Consider the following 20,356-nt stretch of genomic DNA (forward strand, 5'->3'; position numbering starts at 1 on the left):
CTCCGGTTCGCTCTCACCTTGGCGAACAGTGGCGCCCCTGGGGAGACCTCGCGGTTCAGCCGAGGGATGGGTCTGCAGCCCCATCCCTCGTTCTTACTCGCGCAGGTTCCGCTCGGCGTAGACCGCCATCGCGTCACGGATGTATTCCGCCGTGCCGGCGCCGTGCTTCTCGTCGTACTGCCCGTAGCGCGGGTCGTCGACGTACAGCTGCCCGAGACCGGCGAAGTAGCCCTTCGAGACGGCCCGCACGGCCGGCCGCAGCCATTCGTACAGCCGCCGCGTGATCGCCTGAGCCTCCTCACCGTCCGCGGGCAGACCCTGGGCCCGTGCCTCACCGAAAGCGGCGGCGATGTCCTTCTGTTCCTGCTGGTGCGCCTTCTTGTCCTCGGCGCTCAGCGACTTCCACCACCGGTCGCCCTGTTCGTAGGCGTCGGCACCCCAGCGTTCGGTGACCTCCTTCTCGTACTTCGTGTGGTCGAAGCCGTCGAATACTTCCGTTGCCATCAGTTGTTCACCTCTTTCCGTCTTCTTCAAGGTCGTCCTGACCGATTCGATCTGCCGTCCGAGCCGCTGTCGCTCCTGCTCCAGCCACTTCAGGTGCGTGCGCAGCGCCGCCGTCGTGTCCTGCTCCCCTTCGAGCACTTCGCCGATCGCGGGCAGGCTCAGCCCGAGTTCGCGAAGCAGCAGGATGCGTTGCAGCCGCACCAGCGCGACCTGGTCGTAGTAGCGGTATCCGTTGCTCCCCACCCGGCTCGGTTCGAGCAGCCCGATGTCGCCGTAGTGGCGCAGCGTGCGGCTCGTGGTCCCCGCCGAGCGGGCGATGTCCTGGATCGACCACTCCTTCTCGTTCGGCATGTCCACGAAGGTAGAGGTTGACGTTGCGTCAAAGTCAAACGAAGTTCACCCGTCCGTGGCATGGTTCGCCCATGAAGACATTCGCGCTGGTCATGGCCGCTGCGCTGACCCTGTCGACGGCCGGGGTCGCCGACGCGCATCCGCGTCGCGCCTTCGACATCCAGGCCCACCGCGGTGGGCTCGGCCTCACGGTCGAGAGCACGCTCGCGTCGTTCGGCAAGGCGATGGAGCTGGGGGTGACCACACTCGAACTCGACCTCCAGATCACCAAGGACGGTCGCGAGGTGATCACCCACGACCGCAAGACGACGCCCGCGAAGTGCCGCGACACCGCGCCCGCGACGGCCGGCGACCCGGCATACCCGTACGTCGGCAAATACGTGAAGGACCTGACGTTCGCGCAGGTACGCACGCTCGACTGCGGTTCGATCCGGCAGTCCGCGCACCCCGGCCAGACGCTCTCGCCCGGCGCCAAGATGCCGACGCTCGCCGAGTTGTTCCAGCTCGCCAGGGACCACCGCGCGTGGGGCGTCAAGTTCAACATCGAGACGAAGGTCGAGGCCGCCGCGCCGCACGAGACGGCGCCGCGTGAGCAGTTCGTCCAGCGGGCGGTCCACGAGATCCTGCGCGGCGGGTTCGCGCGCAACGTCACTGTCCAGAGCTTCGACTGGGGCGCGCTGATGCTGCTGCGCGAGGTCGCACCGTGGATCCCGACGGTCGCGCTGACCCAGCCCGAGTTCCTGCAGGCCGGGCAGCCGGGCAAGTCACCGTGGCTCGGCGGGCTCGACATCGACGACTTCGGCGGCAGTCCCGTTCGCGCGGTCAAGTCGTTCGGCGCGAGCGCGCTCTCGCCGGTGCACGGCAACCCACAGGGCGGCAAGGTCGGCGACCCCGGCTACCGGCCGTTCACGACGAAGGCGCTGGTCACGGAGGCGCATCGCGCGGGGATCAAGGTCGTGCCCTGGACGATCGACGACCCGGCCACCATGCACAAGCTCATCGACGACGGCGTCGACGGCATCATCACCGACTATCCGGACCGTCTGCGCGAGGTCGCGGCCGACCGTGGCTTCAAGCTGCCCAAGGCGTATCGAGCCCGCTAGCGGAATCTAGCCCCGTCTAGCGTCAGAGAAATATTGCGCGATATACCGCTAGCGCGGTTCGGCGGAGTGGCGGGCGGGAAGACTGGGGATAGGTTTGTTTCCCGGGTCCGGATCCAGAAAGGTTACGACCGTGATTCTCCGTCGCGTCGCACGTCCGCTCCTCGCCGCGATCTTCATCTCGGGTGGGATCGGCGCGCTGAAGGACACCCAGGGGCACGCCAAAGCCGCGGAGCCGTTCCTCACCGAGTCCTTCGACAAGCTGGAGGGTGTGGTGCCGGAGTCGGTGGCGCGTGACCCCGCCACCCTCGTCCGGATCGACGCCGCGGTGAAGGTCGGCGCCGGGGTCGCGCTCGCCGCGGGCAAGGCGCCGCGCCTGGCTTCGCTGCTGCTGCTCGGCAGTCTCGTCCCGACCACGCTGGCCGCACACCGATTCTGGGAGATCAAGGAACCGGCCGAGCGTCAACAACAGCAGATCCAGTTCATCAAGAACGCCGGCCTCGCCGGTGGCCTGTTGCTGGCCGCCGCCGACACCGCCGGCAAGCCGTCGCTCGGCTGGCGTGCCCGCCGCGCCGCGTCGAAGACGGAGAAGCGCGCCGAGAAGCTGGCGAAGAAGGCCGAGAAAGCCATCACGAAGTAGAACACCCGCAATCAGTCACCTACTTGCGCCGGGAAGAGGCCGCAAGTAGGTGACCAATTGCGTGGGTCATGAGGTGAAGGCCTCGATGTCCTCCATCTCGACCACCGTGCGGACCTCGACCTCGATCTCGTCGAACAGCGCCGCATAGGTCTCCGCGAAGGCGACGGCCTCCGCCAGATCCTTCGCGTTGATCAGCGCGAACCCGCCGATGACCTCCTTGGCCTCGGTGAACGGGCCGTCGGTCGCGGTGATCTTGCCGCCGCGTGCCTTGCGGACCTTCGCGCCCCGCTCGGAAGGGTGCACGCCCTCCGCCGTGATGAGGATGCCCTTCTTGAAGGAGTCCTCGACGAAGGCGCCCATCCGCTCGATGAACTCCTTGCTGGGGTTCCAGGCCTCCGGGGCGCTCTCGTCCAGCCGGTGCATCATCAGAAACCGCATCGTTGCTCCTCAGTGTCTTGGCGCGGCTGTTTCTACCCCGCCTTCACCAGCGCGTCGAGCGGCTCGACGGCGGTTCGACATTTCGCACGGAAAAAATTCTCAGCGGCTCGCGACCTTCTTGTACCGGGCCGTCGCGAGCGGCGCGAAGATCGCGATGATCGCGACGCAGCACAGGATCGCGTACAGCGACGCGTGCTCGGCAGGCCAGCCCGTCGGTGCCGCGCCGAACCGGTTCCCGAACAGGTCACGGGCGGAGTTGATCACCGCGGTGAACGGGTTCCAGTCGGCGATCGCCTTCAGCACCCCCGGCAGCTTGTCCGCCGGGACGAACGCCGTCGAGATGAAGCTCAACGGGAACATCCACATCAACCCGGCGCTCTGCGCCACCTCGACACTGCGCGCGACGAGCCCGATCCACGCGCCGACCCAGGACAGCGCCCAGGCGAACATCAGCATCACCAGGTAGCCGAGCACCGCGTCCAGGAAGCTGCCGCGGATCCGCCAGCCGACGAGCAGCCCGCACAGCGACATGACGACCAGCGCGACCACGCTGATCACCAGGTCGGACGTCGTCCGGCCGAAGATCACCGCGAGCCGGGAGATCGGCAGCGAGCGGAACCTGTCGATGATGCCCTTCTGCAGGTCGTTCGCGAACCCGATCACGGTGAACGCCGAGTTGAACGCGACCGTCTGCGCGAAGATGCCCGCGATCAGGAACTCGCGATACGCGAGCCCTCCCGCTTCCCCGCCGATCGCGTCGCCGAAGACGTACGCGAACAGCAGCACGAACATGATCGGCTGCAACGTCGCCGCCATCAGCCAGTCCGGGTTGCGCTGGACGTTCTTCAGGTTCCGCCAGGTGATCACGCCACCGTCGGAAAAGGCCTTCGCGACCGCGCTCACTTCTTTTCCTCCTCGTCCGTGGCGTGCCCTGTCAGCGAAAGGAAGACGTCGTCGAGCGTCGGCCGGTGCAGCGCGACGTCCTGGACGGCGACGTCCTGCGCGTCCAGCCGCCGCAGTGCCTCGATCAGCGCCTTCGGCCCGCCCTCGACCAGGACGTCGACCTTGCGGGTGTGTTCGTCGACCGACGGTGTGCCCGAGCCGACTTCGGTCAGCACCTGGGTGGTGATGGCGAGATCGCTCGTGTTCGCCACGACGAGTTCCAGCCGCTCGCCGCCGATCTCCTGCTTGAGTTCGTCGGCGGTGCCGCGCGCGATGACCTTTCCCTTGTCGATCACCACGATCGAGTCGGCGAGCTGATCGGCCTCCTCCAGGTACTGCGTGGTCAGCAGGACCGTGGTGCCGTCCGCGACGAGTTCCTTGATGACCTCCCAGGTGTCGATCCGGCCGCGCGGGTCGAGCCCGGTGGTCGGTTCGTCGAGGATCACCACGGTCGGCTCGGCGACCAGCGCCCCCGCGAGGTCGAGCCGTCGCCGCATACCGCCGGAGTACGTCTTGGCGGGGCGGTCCGCCGCGTCTTCCAGCCGGAACCGGGCGAGCAGTTCACGCGCCCTGGACTTCGCCGCGGCCTTCTTGCTTCCGTACAGCCTGCCGACCATGTACAGGTTCTCGAACCCGGTGAGGTTCTCGTCCACGGCGGCGTACTGCCCGGACAGCCCGATCGCCCGCCGGACGGCGTCGGGCTGGGTCAGCACGTCGTGCCCGGCCACCTCCGCCTCGCCCGAATCCGGGCGGAGCAGTGTGGTCAGGATGCGGACCGTCGTCGTCTTTCCGGCGCCGTTCGGCCCGAGCAGGCCCAGCACCTCGCCCGTCGGGATCGACAGATCGACCCCGTCGAGCGCCCGGGTGGACCCGTAGGTTTTGACCAGCGCTTTCGCCTGAACTGCGAGCATGCGGTCAAACTAGACCCCGGCACCGACAAAGGCACCGGTTTTCCCGGATCCGCCCGCAAGCGATCGACCTACTTCTCGAGGATCGCGGTGACGCCCTGGCCGCCCGCGGCGCAGATCGAGATGAGTCCGCGGCCGGATCCCTTCTCGTTCAACAGCTTCGCGAGGGTGGCGACGATACGGCCGCCGGTCGCGGCGAACGGGTGCCCGGCCGCCAGCGACGAGCCGTTGACGTTCAGCTTCGCCCGATCGATGGAGCCGAGGGGCTCGTCGAGGCCCAGCTTCTCCTTGGCGAACGCCGGGTCCTCCCACGCCTTGAGGGTGGCGAGGACCTGCGAGGCGAAGGCCTCGTGGATCTCGTAGAAGTCGAAGTCCTGCAAGGTGAGTCCGGCGCGCGTGAGCATCTGCGGGACGGCGTACGCGGGTGCCATCAGCAGGCCTTCGTCGCCGTGGACGTAGTCGACGGCCGCGGTCTGCGAGAACGTCAGATACGCCAGCACCGGCAGCTTCCGGGCCTTCGCCCACTGCTCGCTCGCGAGCAGGACCGTCGACGCGCCGTCGGACAGCGGCGTCGAGTTGCCCGCGGTCATCGTGCCTTCGGGACCACCGAAGGCGGGCTTCAGCTTCGCGAGCTTCTCCACGCTGGAGTCCGGCCGCAGGTTCTGGTCACGGGTGAGCTTGAGGTACGGCGTCACCAGGTCGTCGAAGAAGCCCTTGTCGTACGCGGCGCCGAGACGCTGGTGGCTGGTGGCGGCGAGTTCGTCCTGTGCCTCGCGGGTGATCTCCCAGACCTTCGCGGTCAGCGCGGCGTGCTCACCCATGGACAGCCCGGTGCGCGGCTCGGAGTTGCGCGGGATCTCGGGGACGATGTGGCCGGGGCGCAGCTTCGCGGCGAGCTTCAACCGTTCGGGAAGCGTCTTCGCGGCATTGAGCCGCACGAGGATCTGGCGCAGGTCGTCGTTGACCGCCAGCGGCGCGTCGGACGTGGTGTCGACGCCGCCCGCGATGGCCGAGTCGATCTGGCCGAGCGCGATCTTGTTGGCGACGTTGATGATCGCCTGCAGACCGGTGCCGCAGGCCATCTGCACGTCGGAGGCCGGGGTGGCGGGGTTCAGCCTGCTGCCGAGGACGCTTTCGCGGGCGAGGTTGAAGTCCCGCGCGTGCTTGAGCACCGCGCCGGCGGCGACCTCGCCGATCACCTCGTCCTGCAGGGAGAAGCGGCTGACCAGGCCGTCGAGGGCGGCCGTGAACATGTCCTGGTTCGACGCTTTCGCGTACGGGCCGTTCGAGCGGGCGAAGGGGATCCGGTTGCCGCCGATGATCGCGACCTTGCGCACGGGTGCCGTCCTTTTCGTGGCCATTTTTTCCACTCCTCCGTAGGCTCTCTCACACTGTAACCTACTAGCGAGTAGGTTAGAATGTGGTTCGAGGCACGCTTCTCCGCCGAGAGCCCATCAGCGCCGAGACGCAAACTGCTCAGGGAGGCACTACCCATGGCTGACAGGTACCAGCAGTTCACGAAATCCCCCGTGGGGAAATTCGTGGTGCCGAAGCTCGGCCTGCCGAACCCCGCGACGCTCCGCCGGTACAAGCCCGGCCAGCCCGCTCTCGAGGGTCCCGCACTTCTCGGCGCCGCGCCGGGCGGCCGCCTCGAAAAGGTGATCGAGGCGCAGCTGCACCGCGCGGACATCGACGTGGTGTCCACCCCCGCCGGTAAACACGCCGCGCTCGTCTTCGACGCGACAGGTGTGAAGGACCCGAAGCAGCTTCGCGAGGTCTACGACTTCTTCCATCCGGTGATCCGGAGCGTCGGGCCGTCGGGCCGCGTCGTCGTCCTCGGGACGCCGCCGGAGCTGGCCGAAGGGCACGAGCGGATCGCGCAGCGCGCGCTCGAAGGCTTCGTCCGCTCCGTCGGTAAGGAACTGAAGCGCGGCGCGACCGCTCAGCTCGTGTACGTCGCTGAAGGAGCCGAAGAGGCTACTGAGTCCACGCTCCGCTTCCTGCTGTCGTCGAAGTCCGCCTTCGTCGACGCACAGGTCATCCGCGTCGGCACCGAGACCAAGACCGCCACGGCGCCCGCCGACTGGGCGAAGCCCCTGGACGGCAAGGTCGCCCTGGTCACCGGCGCCTCCCGCGGTATCGGTGCCGCCATCGCCGAGGTGCTCGGCCGCGACGGCGCCCACGTCGTCGCGCTCGACATCCCCGCGCAGGGCGCGGATCTGTCGAAGGTGGCCAACAAGGTCGGCGGCTCGGCGCTGCAGCTCGACATCACCGCCGCCGACGCGCCGGAGAAGCTCGCCGAGTACCTCACCACGCGCCACGGCGGCGTCGACATCGTCGTGCACAACGCGGGCATCACGCGGGACAAGACGCTGGGCAACATGACCGAAGGCGGCTGGGACTCGGTCATCGCGGTCAACCTCGCCTCGCAGCTCGCGGTGAACGAGAAGCTGCTGGCGGACAAGGTGCTGCGCGAGAACGGCCGGATCATCGGCGTCTCGTCGATCGCGGGCATCGCGGGCAACGTCGGCCAGACCAACTACGCCACCAGCAAGGCGGGCGTCATCGGCATGGTGAACGACGGCGCCCCGAAGCTCGCCGAGTACGGCGGCACGATCAACGCCGTCGCGCCCGGCTTCATCGAGACCAAGATGACCGCCGCCGTGCCGCTGTTCATCCGCGAGGCCGGGCGGCGGCTGTCCAGCCTCGGCCAGGGCGGGCTCCCGGTCGACGTGGCCGAGACGATCGCCTGGTACGCGAACCCGGCTTCGGCCGCGGTCAACGGCAACGTGGTCCGCGTCTGCGGCCAGGCACTGCTGGGGGCGTGAGCATGGCCGACAAGGAGCTCCGCGAGTCGCCGAGCCTGTCTTCGCTGTACCCCAAGGCGTTGCTCGGCTCGCTGCGCAAGAGCGGCGGAAGCGCGCTGCCGTCGACCGAGTTCGTCCGCGAGGGCGTCGTCGTCGACCCCGCGCACCTCGCCGCGTACAACCGGGTGTGCGGATTCCGGCTGGACGACGTGCTCCCGGCGACGTACCCGCACATCCTCGCCTTCCCGTTGCAGATGGCGCTGATGACCGAGGACGACTTCCCGTTCCCGTTGCTGGGCATGGTGCACGTCGCCAACCGGATCACCCAGCACCGTCAGCTGAGGCTCGACGAGTCGTTCGCCCTGCGCGTGCGCGCCGAGGATCTGCGCCCGCACGAAAAGGGCAAGCAGTTCGACGTGATCAGCGAACTGCTCGTCAACGACAGTCCTGTGTGGACGGACGTCAGCACGTACCTGCGCCGAGGTGGCGGCAGTGGCGAGAAGACCTCGCGCGGTCAGCTCGCGCAGCCCACGCCCACCGCGATCTGGCACGTGCCCGGCGACATCGGCCGCCGCTACGCCGAGGTCTCCGGCGACCGCAACCCGATCCACCTGCACCCCATCACCGCGAAGGCGTTCGGGTTCCCGGCCGCCATCGCGCACGGCATGTGGACGAAGGCGCACGCGCTCGCGGCGTTCGAAGGCAGGCTGCCGGAAGCGTTCACCGTCGACGTCAAGTTCAAGCAGCCGGTCCTGCTGCCCGCCAAGGCCGCTTTCACCACGTGGAGTGAGGGCGATGGCTGGGCGTTCGAGCTGTGGAACGCGCGCAAGCCGAAGCCGCATCTGGAGGGCTCAGTCGTCGCTCTCTGACGGCTTCCAGATCTCGCCCTCGACCAGGTCGTTGAACCCGAGCCAGACCAGGTTCATCAGCCACGAGGCGAGTACGCCGTCGGAGACATCGGGGTGGTCGAGCGCCCAGTCGGCCAGCGACTCGGCCGCCCCGACCAGCGCGGCGGACAGCCCGGCGCCGGAGAACTCGGCCTGTTCGCCGAGGCCCTTGCGGGTGCCGGCGGAGACGACCAGCGCGGCGACCAGTTCGATCGCGCGGGTGCGCATGTCGGTGATCTCCGCGGCGAAGGCGCCGCCGACGGTCATGGCCTGGCGGTGCAGCACCGTCCAGGACTCGCGGTAGTCGGCGACGAACCGGTAGAACGCGCGAAGCCCGTGCCAAAGCTGCATGTCGGGCGGCAGATCGGGTTTGATCCCGTCCTGCACCGCCTCCAGCAGGCGGGTGGCTTCGCGGCGGATGCACGCGCCGAAGAGGTCTTCCTTGGACCCGAGGTAGGTGTAGATCATCGGCTTGGACACGCCGGCGACCTCGGAGATCTCGTCCATCGACGCGGAGTGATAGCCGTAGCGCGAGAACACCGAGACCGCTGCGTCCAGGATCTGGCGTTCCCGCACCGCTCTCGGCAGCCTTTTGGCGCGTTCGGCGGGACGCGGTACTTCCTCGGACACTCAGGACCTCCTTTTGCTCGGTAAGACGCTACCGGGCTGCCACCGGCAAGGGTGCTTTCGGCACGCTTGCCCGCCTACCTACTGGCGGGTAGCCTTACGCCTGGGTAGGCGAAGGTGGAGGGAAGAATGACCGAGATCGTGGGGCTGACCGGCTGCGCGCTGGTCGACGCGCTGGAACGGATCGAGGCGGATTCGGCCGAAGCGCACTCTCTCGACGTCAACGAGGTCGCGGGGGCCATCGATCCGAAGGATCTAGGCAAGGACGACGTCCGGCGGCTCCTGACCGCGCTGGGACGGCTCGCCGAGTCCGCGCCGGCGTTCGATCTCCGCAAGGTGGACCCGGTCCGGTTCGCGAACCTCGTCGCCCGCGCCTCGCGCACGCAACTCGAGAGCGTCGTCGCCGAACGGCCGCTCCGGGAGCGGGTGCTGCGCGAGATCTTCGACCGCATGGGCGCACACATCCGGCAGGACCGCGCGAAGACGCTGCACGCCGTCGTCCACTGGCGGCTGTCCGGCGGCACCGGCGACGGCGGGTACGACCGCTACGAGACGGTGATCTCGCACGGCGAGTGCACGGTCAGCAGGCCCGAGGTACGTCTTCCCGCCGAGGGCCCATCGGCGCCCAGGAAGGAGAAGCCGAGGGTGACGATCACGATCGCGCCCGTCGATTTCTTCCGGCTCATCACTCATCAGGCGACACCCGCTGTGCTGTTCGTCACCGGAAAGATCAAAGTAAAAGGTGACCTGGCATTCGCGGCCGGTCTGATCGGTTTCTTCGACCTGCCGAAGCCGTCCTGAACCCGGCCGAGCGGATACACTTCCGTGCCGTGCCCCGAAATTCTCCGAACCGGCGCTGGCGGGACAAGGTGCGCCTTTCCCGTCCGTTGCGGTCGCACAAAACGCGCACCGGCGGTGAGCATGTCGTCAACGCCTTCGCGGAGAAGCTCGAGCTCGCCAAACTGAGCCCCGAGCAGTTCACCCAGGTGCTGGAAACCCTGCACATGCTGGGCGAAACCGGTGCGGGAATCGAGCTGAGCTCCTTGGAGACCGAGGTACTCGTCGACGTCGTGCAGCGGTCGTCACGGGAGCAGCTCAAGGCCATCGCCGATCACCCGGAACTGCGTTCGGCGTTCCTCGACGAGATTTTCCGCAGAATGTCGGACCATTTCGTCCCCGAACGCGCGCGGCATGTCGACTTCGTCGTCGCGTGGCGTTTCACCGATGGTGACGGAGAAGACGGTTTCGATCGTTTTCAAACGGTCATCGAAGACGGCGTCTGCGTTTCGAGCACGGATCTCGCGCGTACTCCGGACACCACCATCACGCTGTCCGTCGACGACTTCATCCGGATGGCGACCGGCAACGCGGCGGTCGCGGCGATGTTCGTGACGGGCAAGGTGAAGGTCAAAGGCGAGTACGCGCCGGCCGTACGGTTCAGCGGGTATTTCGACATCCCGAAGCCGAGCGCGGGCTGAAGGGGCCCTTCGCCGCATGCGACGCGGTGAAGGACGCTTTCGTCGCGTGTAATGAGGGGAAAGTCCCCTTCAGCCCTCGACGATGCGGCCCTCGATCACCGGCGGCTGCTTCCTGGCGGCCTCCGCGGGCGGCGTGTCCATGACGACCTCGCTGTCCACGACCATCACCGGCCCGCGGGCGCGGTTCGCGAACTTGACCGCCCGGCGCTGCATCCGCTTCTGCCACACCTTGCGCGCGACACTCCGCGTCGGTGGCAGGATGAACAGCAGGCCGATGACGTCGCTGACGAAACCGGGCAGCAGGATCAGCAGGCCGCCGAGCCCGATCAGCATCCCGTCGGTGAGTTCCTTCTCCGCGTCGGCGGGCCGCCCGAGCCTCGCGGACTCGGCGAACGCCCGGAAGGCGCGACCGCCTTCACGGCGCGCGAGCCAGGACCCGATGAACGCGCCGGCGAAGAGCAGCGCGATCGTGCCGAGCACACCGATGGCCGAGCCCACCGCCCACACGGCGGCGATCTCGGCGACGACATAGAGCAGGAACGCGACAGCCATACCCGGACAACGTACGGCTTGCCCGTTTTGCTCCCGGACCCCCGATACGGTGACCAGGGTCGCCGGACCGGGGGTCGGCCTGCCGTCAGCTGACGGCTTCGTCGAGGTACGCGGCGGCTTGCAGGGTGAACAGTTCGGCGTAGCCCGCCTTCGCCGCCATCAGCTCGTCGTGTGTCCCGTATTCGGCGACCTTTCCGTTTTCCAGCAACAGAATCCGCTCCGCCTGCCGGACGGTGGAGAACCGGTGCGAGATGTACAGCGTCGTGCGTCCCTCCGAAAGTTCCCGCAGTCGTGAGAAGAGGTCGTGTTCGGCCTGGGCGTCCAGCGCGGAGGTCGGTTCGTCGAGGACGAGAATCGGCGCCTCCCGCAGGAATGCCCTGGCCAGCGCGATCTTCTGCCATTCGCCGCCGGACAGGCTGACGCCCTGGTCGAACCAGCGGCCGAGCGGGCTGTCGTACCCGCTGGGAAGGCGCTCGATCCGTTCGTCGGCACCGGCCCGTTTCGCCGACGCCTCGATCCGTTCCCGGTCGACGAGGTGCGTCAGGTCGCCGAGCCCGATGTTCTCGGCGGCGGTGCCCTGGTAGGTCACGTAATCCTGGAACATCGCGCTGATCCGCCGCCGCAGTTCCACCGGGTCGTACTCGCGGATGTCGACGTCGTCGAGCAGGATCCGCCCGCCCGTCGGGTCGTACAGCCGGCACAGCAGTTTGAACAGCGTCGACTTCCCGGCTCCGTTGCGGCCGACGACGGCGACCGTTTCGCCGGGCCGGATCTCGAAGCTCACGCCGTCGAGGGCGGGATCGGACGCCCCGGGGTAGGTGAAGGACACTTCTTCGAACCGGATGTGTCCCTCCACAGTGGACGGAAGGGGGCGTGGCTCCGGTGGCGCGACGATCTCCGGTTTCGTCCCGAGGAAGCGATACAGCGTGTCGAGGTAGAGATTGTTCTCGTACATCCCGGAGAACGCGGTGAACAGGCCTTGGACGGACGTCTGCACCGACGCCGCGGCGGCCGTGTACAGCGCGAGATCGCCGAGGGTGAGCCTGCCGCCGACGGCCTCCAGCGCGATGTACAGCGCGATCGCGGATCCGGCGGCGGTGCTGAGCAGACCCCACGACGTCGAACTGACACTGCGCTTGCGGGTCAGTGCCCGCTGACGGTCGTAGAAGACCTGGCCGAGCCGCTGGAACCGGTCGACGAAGTACGGGCCGAGCCCGAAGAGCTTGGTCTCCTTGGCGTACGTGTCCGTGGTGACCAAAGAGGACAGATAGTCCATCCGTCGTTTCAGCGGTGACATCATCAAGGTCAGCCAGAACGCGCGGGCGCCGTACTTCGACTGCGAGATGAACGCGGGGATCGGTGCCACGAGCGCGACGAGCGCCAGCAGCGGGCTGATCGAGACGAGCAAGGCGATCATGCTGCCGAAGGTGATCATCGTCCGGACCAGGCCCAGCGCCGAGTTCATCATCGACAGCGGCCGGGTCGGCGCCTCTTGCGCGGCTTGGCGCAGCATGTCGTAGGACGCGGAACCCTCGAAGTACGAAAGATGCAGCTTGCTCGCGTGGTCCATCACCTGGTGACGGATGGTCAGCGTCATCCGTTCCTGCAGCAGGGACTGGCCATAGGTGGTCAGCGCCTGCGAAATCGCGGTGAGCACGAGGATGCCGAACTGGAAGAGGGCGACACCGACGATCGCGCTCTTCGTCCCGTGTCCCTGGATCGCCGCGACCACCGAATCGATCAGCAGCTTCGCGATGTACGCGGTCGCCGTCGGGAGGAGCCCGGAAAGCAGTGTCACCAGGGTGATCACGATGGTCAGCACCGGGCTTGCCTGCCAGGTCAGCTTCGCGACCTTCGGCAGGCCGCGGACCGTGCCCGCGACGTTGACCCACATGCGGTTGAGCCGGGACTTCAGGTCTTTCGGGAGGGCTTCGGGTTCCGGCTCCGGGATGTCGACCGGACCGGTCAGCCCGCTGTCGGGCACCGTCGTCGGCGGACGGCGGCGCCTGCCGCCACGGGCCAGCAGCAGCTCCATGCCGCCTCCCCCACCGGGCGGGCCGATCACGCGGCCCCCAAGGCGCCGTTGAGGAACACGTCGACGAGCTCCATCGTGGTGGGCTCGTCGCCTGTCTCGCTGAACCGGATCCGGCCGCTGAACAGCAGTGACAGGAAGAACGCCGCGGACTGCGCCGGTGGCAGGCGAAGCCGGTCCTTCTCCGGTTCGAACAGCTCGGCCATGGCGTCGCGCATCGCGCTCATCGACTCCTTCCGCCGGTCCCGGCGATCGTCATGGCGGTGTTCCGGCCGCCTGCCGGAGCCGTGCATGACCGCCATCAGCGCGCCCATGCGCTGGAGGTGCGCACTGAGCGCGTCGGCCGCCTCGATGAGCCTGTCGTCGAGGGGCTGGTCGAGGTCGATGACCGCGATCGCGTCGAGTACCTGGTCGGGTTTCAGCGCCTCGGCGAAGCAGGTGGCGAACAGTTCGTCCTTGTCCTTGAACACGCGGAAGACCGTGCCCTCGCCGATGCCCGCGGCGCGCGCGATCTGGCTCGACGTGACGCCGGAGCCGTATTCCACCAGCAAGGGCAGCACGGACTGGACGATCATCCGGCGCCGCTCGTCGGCACTCATCCCGGGCGCTCTCCGCCGCGAAGTGGTTTCGGGGATTGTCATGCGACCAGTGTGCGGAGTGAGCACTCACTCCGTCAACCGAATAAGACGGAAGTCCGTGAAGGCCTCCTTCCCTACCCTGAGAGCAGGGAAGGAGGCCTTCACGGACTTTGGGTCAGTAGGTGATCGCGACCGCGGGGTCGGCCAGCAAAGCGCCGACGTCGGCCAGGAACTCCGAACCCTGCTGCCCGTCGACCACGCGGTGGTCGAAGCTCAGTGAAAGCTGGAGCACCTTGCGCACCTTGATCTCGCCGTCGACCACCCACGGCGTGTCCTTGATCGCGCCGAGGCACAGGATCGCGGACTCGCCGGGGTTGATGATCGGCGTACCGGTGTCGACGCCGAAGACGCCGACGTTGGTGATGGTGATCGTGCCGCCGAGCATGGCCGCCGGGGTGGTCTTGCCCTCGCGGGCGACGTCGGTCAGCTCGGTGAGCGCGATCGCGAGTTCCTTGAGGGACATCGAATCCGCGTCACGGACCTTGGGCACGACGAGCCCGCGCGGCGTGGCGGCGGCGATCCCGAGGTGCACGTAGTCCTTGTAGACGATCTCCTGCGCCGCTTCGTCCCACACGGCGTTGACGTCCGGAGTGCGTTTGGCCGCCAGGCAGACGGCCTTCGCCGCGAAGGTCAGCGGGGTGACCTTGACCCCGGCGAACTCCCGCGACTTCTTGAGCCTCTCCCGGAACTCCATCATCGGCGTGACGTCGATGGTGAGGAATTCCGTGACGTGCGGGGCGGTGTAGGCGCTCTGCACCATCGCGGCGGCGGTGGCCTTGCGGACGCCCTTGATCGGCACCCGGCGTTCCCGGGTCGCGGGGTCGTAGCCACTGTCCGCATTGGACACGACGGCCGGAGCGGCGGAACCGTTGGCGGCCGCCTGCACGTCGTCACGGGTGATGACGCCGCCCTCGGCGGTGCCGGTGAGCGCGTGCAGATCGACGCCGAGGTCCTTGGCGAGTTTGCGCACCGGCGGCTTCGCCAGTGGCACGTACCCGCCCTTCGGCTTCGAAGGCGCGACAGATGCGACAGGTGCGGCGGGAGCAGGAGCCACCGCCACGGGAGCCGCCACCGGAGCGGCGGGTGCCGCGCCCTTCCGTGCACGCCGTTGCGTGACGACGGCCTTGGAGCCGTAGCCGACCAGCGGCTTCATCTCCTCTTCCGCCGGCTCTTCCGCGGCGGGAGCGGCGGCGGCAGGTGCCGGGGCCGGGGCCGCCTTGCCGCCGGGGTCGACGTCGATGGTGAGGATCGGCGCGCCGACCTCCACCGTCTGGCCCGGTTCGACGAGAAGTTCGGTGATCACGCCCGCCCACGGGATGGGCAGTTCGACGGCGGCCTTCGCGGTCTCGACCTCGACCACGATCTGGTTCACCGTCACGGTGTCACCCGGCTTGACCTGCCAGGCGATGATGTCGGCCTCGGTCAGCCCCTCCGCCGTGTCGGCGAGGGGGAATTGTTTGTACTCGGGCATTTCGGGAACTTCCCCCTTACCAGGCGAGTGAACGGTCGACGGTGTGCAGCACCCGGTCCAGGTCGGGGAGGTAGTGCTCCTCGAGCTTGGCGGGCGGGTACGGCGTGTCGAATCCGGTCACCCGCAGCACGGGGGCTTCCAGCGAGTAGAAGCATTCCTGCTGCACACGTGCGGCGATCTCCGAGGTCAGCGACGATTCCGACGGCGCCTCGCTCAGCGCGATGAGCCGTCCGGTCTTGCGCACCGACTCGAACACCGGCTCCAGGTCGAGCGGGGACAGCGTCCGCAGGTCGATGACCTCCAGCGACTTGCCCTCGTCCTCGGCGGCGGTCGCCGCGTCGAGCGCGACCTTCACCGACGGGCCGTACGCGACGACGGTGGCGGTCGTGCCTTCGCGGACGACTCGGGACTTGAACAGCGGGTCCGGCGTGGCGTCGGTGTCGACCTCGGACTTCATCGCGCCCGAGTGGTACAGCTTCTTCGGTTCGAAGAACAGGATCGGGTCGTCGGACTTGATCGCCTGCTGGATGCCCCAGTAGGCGTCGACGGCGTTCGAAACCGACACGACCTTGAGGCCGGGGATGTGCGCGAACAGCGACTCGGGCGACTCCGAGTGGTGCTCGACCGCGCCGATGCCGCCACCGAACGGCACCCTGATCACGATGGGCATCTTGATCTTGCCCTGCGTCCGGTAGTGCAGCTTGGCGACCTGGCTGGAGATCTGGTCGAAGCCCGGGAAGATGAAGCCTTCGAACTGGATCTCGCACACCGGGCGGAAACCGCGGACGGCGAGGCCGACCGCGGTGCCGATAATGCCCGACTCCGCGAGGGGCGTGTCCAGGACGCGCTGCTCCCCGAAGTCCTTCTGCAGGCCGTCGGTGATACGGAAGACGCCGCCGAGCTTGCCGACGTCCTCACCCATGATCAGGACCTTCGGGTCCTCTTCCATGGCGCGCCGGAGGCCGAGGTTGAGGGCCTTGCCGATGGTGAGTTTCTGGATATCCGTCATTTCAGTGCTCACCCGCCCCGACGAAACCGTCCAAGTAGGACAGGAACTCTTCGCGCTGCGCGTCCAGCAGCGGCGTGGACTCCGCGTACACGTTGGAGAAGATCCGGTCCGGTGGCGGTTCGGGCATGTTGAAGCAGTACTCGCGCAGCTCGGCCGCGAAGGCGTCCGAATCGGCCTGCACCTGGTCGAAGAACGCCTGGTCGGCGCCGCCACCGCGGGCGAGGTACGCCCGGACGCGCTCGATCGGGTCCTTCAGCTTCCACTCCTCCAGCTCGTCGGAGAGCCGGTAGCGGGTGGGGTCGTCGGTGGTGGTGTGCGCGTCCATCCGGTAGGTGAACGCCTCGATCAGCACCGGGCCGTTGCCGTGACGGCACTCTTCCAGCGCCCAGCGGGAGACCGCGAGGCAGGCGAGGACGTCGTTGCCGTCCACGCGGATGCCGGGGAAGCCGTAGCCGCGGGCGCGCTGGTACAGCGGCAGGCGCGACTGGCGTTCGGTGGGTTCCGAGATCGCCCACTGGTTGTTCTGGCAGAAGAACACGAGCGGCGCGTCGTAGACGGCGGCCCAGACGAAGCCTTCGTGCACGTCGCCCTGCGAAGTCGCTCCGTCACCGAAGTAACAGATGGTCGCTTCGCTGTCGTCGTCGCCGACCTTGCCTTCGAACTTCTGGCCCATCGCGTATCCGGCGGCGTTGAGCACCTGGTTGCCGATCACGATGGTGTACGGGTGGAAGCCGTGGGCCTTGTAGTCCCAGCCGCTGTGGTCGGTGCAGCGGAAGATGCCGAGCACCTCTTTGAGGTCGATGCCGCGGGCGTACGCGACACCGTGTTCGCGGTAGCTGGGGAACGCCATGTCCCCCTTCCGCAGCGCGCGGCCGGAGCCGATCTGCGCGGCCTCCTGCCCGAGCAGCGGCACCCAGATGCCGAGCTGGCCCTGGCGCTGCATCGCGTTGGCCTCGCGGTCCGCGCGGCGGACCAGGACCATGTCGCGGTACAGGCCCTTGAGGGCTTCGGCGTCGATGTCGTCGACGTAGCGGTCGAATTGCGGCGAGGAGACCCGTTCGCCTTCGGGGGTGAGCAGCTGAGTCAGCTCAGCGCCACCTTCGCTCGTTGCTCGCAAACCGGCGATCACCTGTTCGGGGGAAGGTTGCGCCGCTACGGCGGCGGGACCGTCTCCAGGTTCCGGGTGCGTCCAGTGTTCGGACGGCATGCGCTGCTCTCCTTGATGTCGGCGCCTCTGGCGGCCACTTGTGGCGGCCACAGTGACTGCGCCGGCGGGGACCAGCGCGTCGGATCTGAAGCGCTGGGTCACCATCGGCGTTGACGGTTCGTGCGCACATCCTGGCATGCCGGACGCCGTTTTCGTCAGTGGCGGATGCTGATTTGTTGCGGAGAAAGGGTGTCTGATCAGGGAAAATGCTAGGAAGCCCGAGTGTGGGGCCGCCGAAAGTAGGGGTTTCACTCGCGGGCCGACCAGCGGGCGGCTGACCCGGACGGGTGTCCTGCCCAGCTTGATCGATGACGATCCGTACCCGTCGTTGTGATCCATCCCACCCTCCCGGACCCGTGGCAGGATGGCGGACGTGGAGCAGAAATCCGTACGCGAAACCGTGGTCTCGAACTGGACGAACGACGTCCTTCCCAGCCTCTCCGGCCTGGTGGCGATCCCCGCCTTGTCGCCGGCGTTCGACTCCGAGTGGGCGAAGACCGGTCATCTGGCGGCCGCCGTCGAGCACGTCCGCTCCTGGATCGCCGCCCGGGAGATCCCCGGCGCGACGCTCGAGGTCGTGGAACTCGAAGGCCGTAGCCCGCTGCTGTTCGTCGACATCCCGGCGACGTCCGAAGCGGCCGACAAGGGCACCGTGCTGATGTACGGGCACCTCGACAAGCAGCCCCCGGTCGGCGGCTGGTCCGAGGGGCTCGACCCGTGGACGCCGGTGATCCGCGACGGGCGGCTGTACGGCCGCGGCGCGGTCGACGACGGCTACGCCGGCTACGCGGCGACGACGGCGATCGAGGCCGTGCGCGCCGCCGGTGGCGAACACTCCCGCGCGGTCGTGCTGCTGGAGACCGGTGAGGAATCCGGCAGCCCGGACCTGCCCGCCTACGTCGAGCACCTGAAGGAGAAGCTCGGCACGGTGTCGGTGGTCGTCTGCCTCGACGCGGGCGGCATGGACTACGAGCGCCTGTGGCTGACCACCAGCCTGCGCGGCATGCTGCACGTCAACGTCACCGTAAAGGTGCTCGAGTCCGCGCAGCACTCCGGCATGGCCAGCGGCATCGTGGCGAGTTCGTTCCGCGTCCTGCGTGCCCTGCTCGACCGGATCGAGAACGCCGAGACCGGCGAGATCAAGCTCGCCGAGCTCAGCGTCGACATCCCGGAGAACCGCGTCGACGAGGCGCGCGGCGTCGTCGAGATCGCGCCCGGCGCGGCGAAGACGCTCTTCCCAGTGGTCGGCCGGACGGTCTCGGACGACGACCTGGAACTGCTGCTCAACAACTCGTGGCGGCCGACGCTCTCGGTGATCGGTGCGGCGGGCTTCCCGCTTCCGGCCGACGCGGGCAACGTGCTGCGCGACAGCACCACGCTCACCCTGAGCTTCCGCCTCCCGCCGACGGCCGACGCGAAGGCCGCGATGGAGGCGGTCCGCCGCGTGCTGACCACCGACGTGCCGTACGACGCTTCGGTGGAGCTCGGCGATTTCCAGGCCGAGAACGGCTGGAACGCGCCGGACACCGCGCCGTGGCTCGACGACGTCCTGCACCACGTGAGCGGCGAGGTCTTCGGCGCGCCGCACAAGAGCTTCGGCATGGGCGGATCGATCCCGTTCATGGGGCTGCTCGGCGAGAAGTACCCGGACGCGCAGTTCGTGGTCACCGGCGCCTGCGGGCCGGACTCGAACATCCACGTGCCGGACGAGTGGCTGAACATCGACTTCGCGCAGCGGGTCACCGAGGCGGTCGCGCACATCCTAGACGCGCACGCGAAGAGCTGATCTCCTCGCTCACGCTGCGATGAGAGGTCCTTTCCCTGCAAAATTCGCAAGGAAAGGACCTTTCATCGCGCGTGCGGGAGGATCATGTTCGAAGGCTTCGAGCTCGAAAACGTCGACACGGGAGAAGTGACCCTCAGGGTCCGCCACGGCGGATCAGGACCGCCTCTCGTTCTCCTGCACGGCCATCCCCGCACGCACACCACCTGGTACGACGTCGCGCCCCGGCTCGCGGACGCGTTCACCGTCGTCTGCCCGGATCTTCCCGGCTACGGCCAGTCCTCGAAACCCGAGACCACCGAAGACCACTCAGCGCACTCGAAACGCGCCATGGCCAGGCATATCGTCGCGCTCATGCGGCACCTCGGCCACGAACGGTTCGCCGTCGCCGGTCACGATCGCGGCAGCTACGTGGCGCATCGGCTGGCCATGGACCACCCCGAAGCGGTCACCAGGCTGGTCGTCCTCGACGGCGTGCCGATCGGCGAAGCGCTCGCCCGCGCCGACGCGGATTTCGCGCGGGAATGGTGGCACTGGTTCTTCTTCGGCCAGCTCGCGAAGCCTGCCGAGCGTGTCATCAACGCCGACCCGGACGCCTGGTACGGCGGCGATCCCGAGGCGATGGGCGCGGAGAACCACGCCGACTTCCTGCGGGCGATCCACGATCCCGAGACGGTCCACGGGATGCTCGAGGACTACCGCGCCGGCCTCGGGCCCGACCGCGAAGCCGACGATGCCGACAAGGCGGCCGGGCGGAAACTCGGCTGTCCGCTGCTCATGTTGTGGTCCAGCCGCGACGACATGGCCGACCTGTACGGCGACCCGACCGCGGTGTGGCGCGAATGGGCCGACGACGTCCGGGGCTTCGCCATCGAGTCCGGGCACCACATGGCCGAGGACAACCCGGCCGACCTAGCGGCGGCGTTGCGCGAGTTCCTGGTCCAGGGCTCGTGAGTGGTAAAGACGGTTAGAACCGTCCTTA

At 68.0% G+C, this 20,356-nt stretch carries 20 protein-coding genes; 8 read left to right on the forward strand and 12 right to left on the reverse strand.

Translation table 11 applies throughout. The features are described from left to right. Nucleotides 1–93: 93 nt before the first annotated feature. Nucleotides 94–855, reverse strand: coding sequence for a MerR family transcriptional regulator (locus tag H074_RS22560; protein WP_039923206.1), 762 nt, complete (start codon nucleotides 853–855; stop codon nucleotides 94–96). A gap of 71 nt (nucleotides 856–926) precedes the next feature. On the opposite strand from H074_RS22560, the gene H074_RS22565 reads away from it, so the two are divergent. Beyond that, nucleotides 927–1,958 (forward strand): glycerophosphodiester phosphodiesterase family protein, encoded by a 1,032-nt coding sequence (locus H074_RS22565; RefSeq protein WP_007032377.1) that lies wholly within the window; start codon nucleotides 927–929, stop codon nucleotides 1,956–1,958. Nucleotides 1,959–2,088: 130 nt separating this feature from the next. Continuing rightward, nucleotides 2,089–2,595, forward strand: a complete 507-nt coding sequence (locus tag H074_RS22570) for a DoxX family membrane protein (RefSeq protein ID WP_007032378.1) — start codon at nucleotides 2,089–2,091, stop codon at nucleotides 2,593–2,595. A 66-nt stretch (nucleotides 2,596–2,661) separates the two neighbouring features. Here the strand turns inward: H074_RS22570 and H074_RS22575 are convergent, their stop codons facing one another. The 4 genes from H074_RS22575 to H074_RS22590 form a co-directional block, all read right to left on the reverse strand. Then, nucleotides 2,662–3,033: a YciI family protein gene (locus H074_RS22575; RefSeq protein WP_007032379.1), complete on the reverse strand. Its 372-nt coding sequence runs from the start codon at nucleotides 3,031–3,033 to the stop codon at nucleotides 2,662–2,664. Between the two features lie 99 nt (nucleotides 3,034–3,132). Further along, the gene (locus H074_RS22580; protein WP_007032380.1) at nucleotides 3,133–3,936 is read right to left on the reverse strand and encodes an ABC transporter permease; all 804 of its coding nucleotides are present in this window, start codon (nucleotides 3,934–3,936) and stop codon (nucleotides 3,133–3,135) included. Beyond that, nucleotides 3,933–4,886, reverse strand: coding sequence for a daunorubicin resistance protein DrrA family ABC transporter ATP-binding protein (locus tag H074_RS22585; RefSeq protein WP_007032381.1), 954 nt, complete (start codon nucleotides 4,884–4,886; stop codon nucleotides 3,933–3,935). Before H074_RS22585 ends, H074_RS22580 begins: the two co-directional genes overlap by 4 nt. 68 nt (nucleotides 4,887–4,954) lie before the next feature. Next, nucleotides 4,955–6,244 carry an acetyl-CoA C-acetyltransferase gene (locus H074_RS22590; protein ID WP_007032382.1) on the reverse strand — a complete coding sequence of 430 codons (1,290 nt, stop codon included), beginning with the start codon at nucleotides 6,242–6,244 and terminating at the stop codon, nucleotides 4,955–4,957. 132 nt (nucleotides 6,245–6,376) lie between these two features. Here H074_RS22590 and H074_RS22595 point away from each other — a divergent pair, with 132 nt between their 5' ends. Then, entirely contained in the window at nucleotides 6,377–7,711 is a 1,335-nt protein-coding gene (locus H074_RS22595) for a 3-oxoacyl-ACP reductase (protein WP_039923151.1), read from the forward strand. 2 nt (nucleotides 7,712–7,713) lie between these two features. After that, the gene (locus H074_RS22600; protein WP_007032384.1) at nucleotides 7,714–8,559 is read left to right on the forward strand and encodes a MaoC family dehydratase; all 846 of its coding nucleotides are present in this window, start codon (nucleotides 7,714–7,716) and stop codon (nucleotides 8,557–8,559) included. On the opposite strand, the gene H074_RS22605 is transcribed toward H074_RS22600, so the two are convergent. Then, complete coding sequence (locus H074_RS22605; RefSeq protein WP_007032385.1) at nucleotides 8,542–9,207, reverse strand: TetR/AcrR family transcriptional regulator; 666 nt, start codon at nucleotides 9,205–9,207, stop codon at nucleotides 8,542–8,544. The genes H074_RS22600 and H074_RS22605 overlap by 18 nt on opposite strands. A 126-nt stretch (nucleotides 9,208–9,333) precedes the next feature. On the opposite strand from H074_RS22605, the gene H074_RS22610 reads away from it, so the two are divergent. Both H074_RS22610 and H074_RS22615 read left to right on the forward strand, forming a co-directional pair. Beyond that, nucleotides 9,334–10,005 carry an SCP2 sterol-binding domain-containing protein gene (locus tag H074_RS22610; protein WP_007032386.1) on the forward strand — a complete coding sequence of 224 codons (672 nt, stop codon included), beginning with the start codon at nucleotides 9,334–9,336 and terminating at the stop codon, nucleotides 10,003–10,005. A gap of 86 nt (nucleotides 10,006–10,091) precedes the next feature. Continuing rightward, entirely contained in the window at nucleotides 10,092–10,682 is a 591-nt protein-coding gene (locus H074_RS22615; RefSeq protein WP_007032387.1) for an SCP2 sterol-binding domain-containing protein, read from the forward strand. Between the two features lie 69 nt (nucleotides 10,683–10,751). On the opposite strand, the gene H074_RS22620 is transcribed toward H074_RS22615, so the two are convergent. The 6 genes from H074_RS22620 to pdhA form a co-directional block, all read right to left on the reverse strand. Beyond that, the gene (locus H074_RS22620; protein ID WP_007032388.1) at nucleotides 10,752–11,234 is read right to left on the reverse strand and encodes an FxsA family protein; all 483 of its coding nucleotides are present in this window, start codon (nucleotides 11,232–11,234) and stop codon (nucleotides 10,752–10,754) included. 85 nt (nucleotides 11,235–11,319) lie between these two features. After that, on the reverse strand, nucleotides 11,320–13,269 hold the full coding sequence (locus tag H074_RS22625) for an ABC transporter ATP-binding protein (RefSeq protein WP_007032389.1): 1,950 nt from the start codon (nucleotides 13,267–13,269) through the stop codon (nucleotides 11,320–11,322). Nucleotides 13,270–13,295: 26 nt separating this feature from the next. After that, nucleotides 13,296–13,865, reverse strand: coding sequence for a TetR/AcrR family transcriptional regulator (locus H074_RS22630; protein ID WP_007032390.1), 570 nt, complete (start codon nucleotides 13,863–13,865; stop codon nucleotides 13,296–13,298). Nucleotides 13,866–14,019: 154 nt separating this feature from the next. Beyond that, nucleotides 14,020–15,375: a dihydrolipoamide acetyltransferase family protein gene (locus H074_RS22635; protein WP_007032391.1), complete on the reverse strand. Its 1,356-nt coding sequence runs from the start codon at nucleotides 15,373–15,375 to the stop codon at nucleotides 14,020–14,022. Nucleotides 15,376–15,391: 16 nt separating this feature from the next. Further along, entirely contained in the window at nucleotides 15,392–16,384 is a 993-nt protein-coding gene (locus H074_RS22640) for an alpha-ketoacid dehydrogenase subunit beta (protein WP_007032392.1), read from the reverse strand. A gap of 1 nt (nucleotide 16,385) precedes the next feature. Beyond that, nucleotides 16,386–17,591, reverse strand: a complete 1,206-nt coding sequence (pdhA, locus tag H074_RS22645) for a pyruvate dehydrogenase (acetyl-transferring) E1 component subunit alpha (RefSeq protein WP_007032393.1) — start codon at nucleotides 17,589–17,591, stop codon at nucleotides 16,386–16,388. 373 nt (nucleotides 17,592–17,964) lie between these two features. Between pdhA and H074_RS22650 the strand changes: the two genes are divergently transcribed. Continuing rightward, the gene (locus tag H074_RS22650) at nucleotides 17,965–19,377 is read left to right on the forward strand and encodes a M20/M25/M40 family metallo-hydrolase (protein WP_007032394.1); all 1,413 of its coding nucleotides are present in this window, start codon (nucleotides 17,965–17,967) and stop codon (nucleotides 19,375–19,377) included. An 84-nt stretch (nucleotides 19,378–19,461) separates the two neighbouring features. Beyond that, nucleotides 19,462–20,328: an alpha/beta fold hydrolase gene (locus H074_RS22655; protein WP_007032395.1), complete on the forward strand. Its 867-nt coding sequence runs from the start codon at nucleotides 19,462–19,464 to the stop codon at nucleotides 20,326–20,328. Nucleotides 20,329–20,356 lie beyond the last annotated feature (28 nt).

The sequence above is a fragment of the Amycolatopsis decaplanina DSM 44594 genome (genome assembly GCF_000342005.1).
In the GTDB taxonomy this organism is placed as follows: Bacteria; Actinomycetota; Actinomycetes; order Mycobacteriales; family Pseudonocardiaceae; genus Amycolatopsis; species Amycolatopsis decaplanina.